The sequence below is a fragment of the Planktotalea sp. genome, from assembly GCF_049680325.1.
Taxonomy (GTDB): Bacteria; Pseudomonadota; Alphaproteobacteria; order Rhodobacterales; family Rhodobacteraceae; genus Planktotalea.
On the sequence record NZ_JBAUHO010000160.1, the window covers coordinates 1 to 5,256 of the forward strand.

6 protein-coding genes are annotated in these 5,256 nt (G+C 54.0%); 5 read left to right on the forward strand and 1 reads right to left on the reverse strand.

The window, feature by feature from the left end; all coding sequences use genetic code 11:
* From WBC85_RS07330 to WBC85_RS07350, 5 genes are all read left to right on the forward strand, one after another.
* On the forward strand, positions 1 to 499 hold a 499-nt coding region (locus WBC85_RS07330; RefSeq protein ID WP_424434601.1), incomplete at its 5' end, for an NAD(P)H-dependent oxidoreductase.
* Positions 496 to 972, forward strand: coding sequence for a YbaK/EbsC family protein (locus tag WBC85_RS07335; protein ID WP_424434604.1), 477 nt, complete (start codon positions 496 to 498; stop codon positions 970 to 972). The genes WBC85_RS07330 and WBC85_RS07335, both read left to right, overlap by 4 nt.
* A gap of 106 nt (positions 973 to 1,078) precedes the next feature.
* The gene (locus WBC85_RS07340; RefSeq protein ID WP_424434607.1) at positions 1,079 to 1,504 is read left to right on the forward strand and encodes a DUF2852 domain-containing protein; all 426 of its coding nucleotides are present in this window, start codon (positions 1,079 to 1,081) and stop codon (positions 1,502 to 1,504) included.
* A gap of 72 nt (positions 1,505 to 1,576) precedes the next feature.
* Positions 1,577 to 2,017, forward strand: a complete 441-nt coding sequence (locus tag WBC85_RS07345; protein WP_424434610.1) for an RDD family protein — start codon at positions 1,577 to 1,579, stop codon at positions 2,015 to 2,017.
* Between the two features lie 84 nt (positions 2,018 to 2,101).
* Positions 2,102 to 2,926 (forward strand): arginyltransferase, encoded by an 825-nt coding sequence (locus WBC85_RS07350; RefSeq protein WP_424434613.1) that lies wholly within the window; start codon positions 2,102 to 2,104, stop codon positions 2,924 to 2,926.
* A gap of 130 nt (positions 2,927 to 3,056) precedes the next feature.
* Here WBC85_RS07350 and WBC85_RS07355 read toward each other — a convergent pair.
* Positions 3,057 to 5,256: TRAP transporter large permease subunit (locus WBC85_RS07355; RefSeq protein WP_424434616.1), on the reverse strand; the 2,200-nt coding region annotated here is incomplete at its 5' end.

Sequence of the window (5,256 nt, forward strand, 5' to 3'; positions counted from 1 at the left end):
TTTCGACGCGCGGTGCGACGCTGTGCTCCTGCTTGATCTTTATGCGATTGGCTATGACCCACGTCTTAGAGCGAAAGAGCGGCGTGACTATTATAGTGCATCGTTTGAAGATACGGACCAGCTTGAAAAAACCGAGCGCTTGATTCTGGTTTTCCCGACCTGGTGGTTTGGTCTGCCTGCAATCCTAAAGGGCTGGATTGATCGCAGTTTCCTGCCCGGCATCGCTTACAATCATGCGAGCGATCTGTCCGCCCTTACCCCGCGGCTGCATGGCCTTAAAGAGGTGATCGCAATCACCACCCTTGGCAGCCCTCGATGGGTCGACCTTTTCGTTCTACGCCGCCCCGTACGCCGCGCGTTGAAATGGGGGGTGTTCAAGGCCTGCGCGCCTAAGGCCCGCTTTTCGATGCTTTCGCTTTATAGTGCAGAGGCTGTTAGCCCAATGCGCCTGCTTAAATTTGAAACGCACCTGCACCGAACTTTGGAGAAAATGAAATGAGCAAATCATTGAAACGCGTGCGCGCCGCGCTTGAAGCGGTTGGCCTACCCGATACGATCCGCGAAACGGGACAAGCCACCACTGCACAAATGGCCGCCAATGAAATCGGCTGCGAGGTCGATCAAATCGTCAAATCTATCATTTTTCTGGGCCAAACTTCGGGCCAGTGCATTCTGTTTCTAACGGCAGGCGGCAATCAGGTTGACCCGATCAAGGCTTCTGCCCTCGCAGGGGAACCGCTTGGCAAAGCAGATGCGGCAGTCATTCGTGCACAAACAGGCTTTGCAATTGGCGGAGTTTCTCCGATTGGACATCTCACCCCACCGCGCGCATTTTTTGATCCAAGGCTCAAGGATTTTGGTGCCATCTGGGGCGCTGCGGGAACGCCGCGCCATGTTTTTAGCGCAAATCCTACCGACATAGTAAACCATTCCAATGCCCAAGTTGCTGATTTTACTTCACAAACACACTAAATGTAAAAAACATTTACATTAGGTCTTGTGCGGATCTGAAAACTCCCCATCTTATTCAATGTGAAAGACATTCACATTAACGCAGACACCTAAACAGGAGAACCTCATGTCCACCCTTGCCCAAGCACCCGCCTATACTGCCCAGCCCCAAGGCTGGTTCGCGCGCTCTGAGGCCTGGCTCGATAACAAAGGCAAAGGTGCCTGGATCGCGGCCATGGTGCTCGGGTTCATCTTCGTCTGGCCCGTCGGCCTCGCCCTTCTCTTCTATATGATCTGGAGCAAACGTATGTTCAGCAAATCCTGCCGCCATTCATCCGCCCGCCATGGTTTTTCGGCCATGCGCCCTTCTGGCAACTCGGCGTTCGACGCCTATAAAGCAGATACGCTGCGCCGCCTTGAAGACGAGCAAAGCAGCTTTGAAGACTTCCTGCAGCGCCTGCGCGATGCAAAAGACAAGGCCGAGTTCGATGAATTCATGGATGACCGCGCAAAAGCAGCCTCCATGCCCGTCGAAGAAACCGAAGACGCCTAAGTCTCTCCAAGATGGGCTACCCTTTTTCGGGTGGCCCATTCCTACATAGCTTTCAAATAGTTGATAAGGACCATGACAGAATACGCGCCAAATCACCCCGACCCCATCCGCGCTCCGCAGTTTTACGCGTCCGTGCCCAGTAAACGATTGATCGCCTGGATCATTGATACGGTCATCACGGTTGTCTTGAGCATTCTAATCATTCCGTTCACCGCCTTCACGGGCCTGTTCTTTTTCCCGTTATTGTTTCTTGTCATCGGATTTGGCTATCGCGCCATTACCATCGGAGCCACTTCCGCCACATGGGGTATGCGGATCATGTCAATTGAACTACGCGATGGGCGCGGGGAGCGGTTTGATTTCTCGCAGGCGCTTGTTCACACGCTTGGCTATACGTTTTCGATGGCATTTTTTCTGATCCAGATCGTTTCGATCATCATGATGCTCGGTTCTGCACGCGGACAAAGCCTGACGGATATGGCTCTTGGCTCGGTGATGATTAACCGTAGGTAAAATATCGCGCCATATCGGTCAATTCGGGGCTTTGATTTGGCGTCCTTTGAATGCTAGCCTGCGAGCAAAGGAAATCTGATCGTTATGCGCCATACGCTTCCCGTTGCTCCGCAGTTCTATGTGACTGCACCGCAACCCTGCCCTTACCTTGAGGGCAGGATGGAGCGAAAGCTGTTCACGGCCCTGCAAGGCGATGGATCGGATGCGCTCAATAACAGCCTGTCAAAGCAGGGTTTCCGTCGCTCGCAAAATGTCCTGTATCGCCCTTCTTGCGCCGATTGCTCGGCCTGCCTGTCAGCGCGCATCGATGTTGACGCGTTTACCCTATCCACAAGCCAGAAACGCATAAACCGGCGCAATGCCCATCTCACTCGCCGCGCCACATCGCCTTGGGCAACAGAAGAGCAATACGCGCTGTTTCGCACCTATTTGGAGGCGCGGCACGCTATGGGCGGCATGGTCGATATGGATGTGTTCGAATTTGCAGCAATGATCGAAGAAACACCAATCAGAAGCCGTGTCATAGAATACGCAGATCAAGACAGCGCCGATCTGGCCGCGGTTTGCCTCAGCGATGTCCATGATGACGGGCTCAGCATGGTCTATTCGTTCTACACGCCCGATGCCCCGCGCCAGTCGCTTGGCACCTATATCATCCTCGATCACATCGAAATCGCGCGCAACGCGGGCCTGCCCTATGTCTACCTTGGCTACTGGGTGCCAGGCAGCCCCAAGATGGGCTATAAAGCCGGCTTTTCAGGGCTCGAGGTGTTCTCGGACGGCGTGTGGCAAAAAATGCGCGATCCACAGGCATTTGAAACCAACCTGCATCCGCTCTCCACGCCGCCGATTGCCGAACAGGTTGCAAATATCTCGCTTCCGGGCGGCTATCGCGCTGTGCCTGACTAAGTTACTTCATTTTGCCAGCTAAACTCTCGCCGAAGGCGACATCAAATTCCTCTGAGGAATTTGCACCTGAACAAAGCAAAACGAGGCCCTTGGGCCTCGTTTTTCATTTTCGGAATTTCCTGCGTTCAGATCAATTCGGGATCAAGTCAGGCACAATCGTCACGATAGACGGGAAGAGCCAGAGCAGTCCCAGACCAGCAACCTGAATAAGCACGAAGGGAGCCACGCCGCGATAGATATGTCCGGTCGTAACCTCCTTGGGTGCAACGCCGCGCAGATAGAAAAGCGCAAAGCCGAAGGGCGGCGTCAGGAAGGATGTCTGCAAATTCACAGCGATCATGATCGTCACCCATTTCGGATCAAACGTACCGCCGTAAATCACAGGTCCAACGATCGGGATCACGATGTAGATGATTTCAAGGAAGTCGAGCACAAAGCCCAGCACGAAAAGCACAAGCATCACGATCAGGAAGACCGTCAGCTCATTGTCGAAACTCTTCAGGAACTGCTGGATATAGTGTTCTCCACCAAAGGAAATCACCACAAGGTTCAACATCTGGCTACCGATCAGGATGGTGAAAACCATGCTCGTCACTTTTGCGGTTTCGCGCACGATAGGTGGCAAGATGCCCGCGCGGAACAGAACGTAACAAGAGAAGAGCAAACCAAATGCAGCATAGAGCCATGCAGTGTAGGCAAAGAAGAACGCGACCCAGGTTTCGAAGCTCACGCCTCCCTGATTGACCCTCAGATCGAAGTTCACACCGATCAGGATCATCAAGATCACCGCGAAGGTCGAAAAGATAACAACCTTGCCGGACTTATCCTCATCACGCAGGCGACGATAGGCTGCCAGCATGATCGCACCGCCCGCACCAAGCGCCGCAGCGGGCGTCGGGTTGGTGATACCGCCAAGAATAGATCCAAGCACAGCAACGATCAGAACCAGTGGCGGGAAGACAACACGGATCAGCTCGTTCTTGGAGAGCATAATCGCAGCGTGGGTACAACCATAGAGCGAAATGGCCCAAGGAATAGCCATCAGCACCACGGTCACGCCAGCGCTTGTTGAAGGGCGGATCAATAGCAGATCAACCAGCAAACCAAGCACGACACCGATCAGGCCGATATAGATCGGTCCATGATTTGCTGTCGGGCGCGCACCGCGCGCAGTCGTCAGGATCAACGTCAGAATGATCGCGAGGATCGCAATGCCTGTCCCGATCGGTGCAGCGGCATTGGCCTTTGCTGCAATCGCTTCCTTGATCTCGTCGTCCGTCAGTTTGGCGCTTTCGACAATGCCGCCTGCGGCTTCGATTTCAGCGGTTTGCGCAACCGCAACATCCCATGCTTCCTGACCATGCAATTCGATCATTGATGCCTGACAATCTGGACCAACATTTGTACGCAGGCTCGCGCCCTCGCCAATGTCAGAGTAGCTGTCTACAACAAGGTTCTGCGAGCCGATAACATTGAGGTTGCCCAGCAGCATCATGCCAGCGATCAACGCGATTGGAACACCAAGGAACCATGTAAAACCTTCACCCTTTGTAATGACTTCACTGTTGCCCGCACCCATCGCAACGGCTGGTGCCTTGCTTGGGTTAAACAGCGCATAGCCAAAGGCATAAAGCGCATAGAGCAATGCAAGCAGAACACCTGGAAGCAGTGCCGCTTGGAAAAGCGTACCGACAGAGACAACCGCAGGCTCACCCAGATAGGTCAAAGCATCCGTACAGCCCGCAGCAATCGCGCGCGCTTCTTGAGCGGATGAATAAAGGTCGCCCGCAAGCGTACCCAGCAGAACAATAACAATAGAGGGCGGAATGATCTGCCCCAATGTCCCAGAGGCCGCAATGACCCCCGTGGCAATCTCGGGAGAGTAGTTATTGCGCAGCATCGTAGGCAAGCTGAGCAAGCCCATGGTCACCACAGTCGCGCCAACGATCCCCGTAGAGGCCGCAAGAAATGCGCCAACCACAACAACGGATACAGCCAGGCCACCCGGAAGCGGACCAAAGACACGCGCCATTGTGGTCAGAAGGTCGTTTGCAATCTTGGAGCGTTCCAGCGTGATGCCCATCAGGACGAACATCAGAACCGCAAGCAGCGTTTCAATGGATTGGCCTGCAAGAACACGTTCGTTCATTCGGTTCACGATGAAAGATACGTTGCGATCCAGCGCATGTTCCCAGCCACGTGGGAAAACGGCTTCCTCCATTCGTGGCAGGTCGGGATATCGGAAGACCGAGATCGCGTCTGCTTTTACGCCAGAATTCACCAGTTCGATATACATCGCCGAGCTGGTGTCAATTGCTTGGTGGATAAGC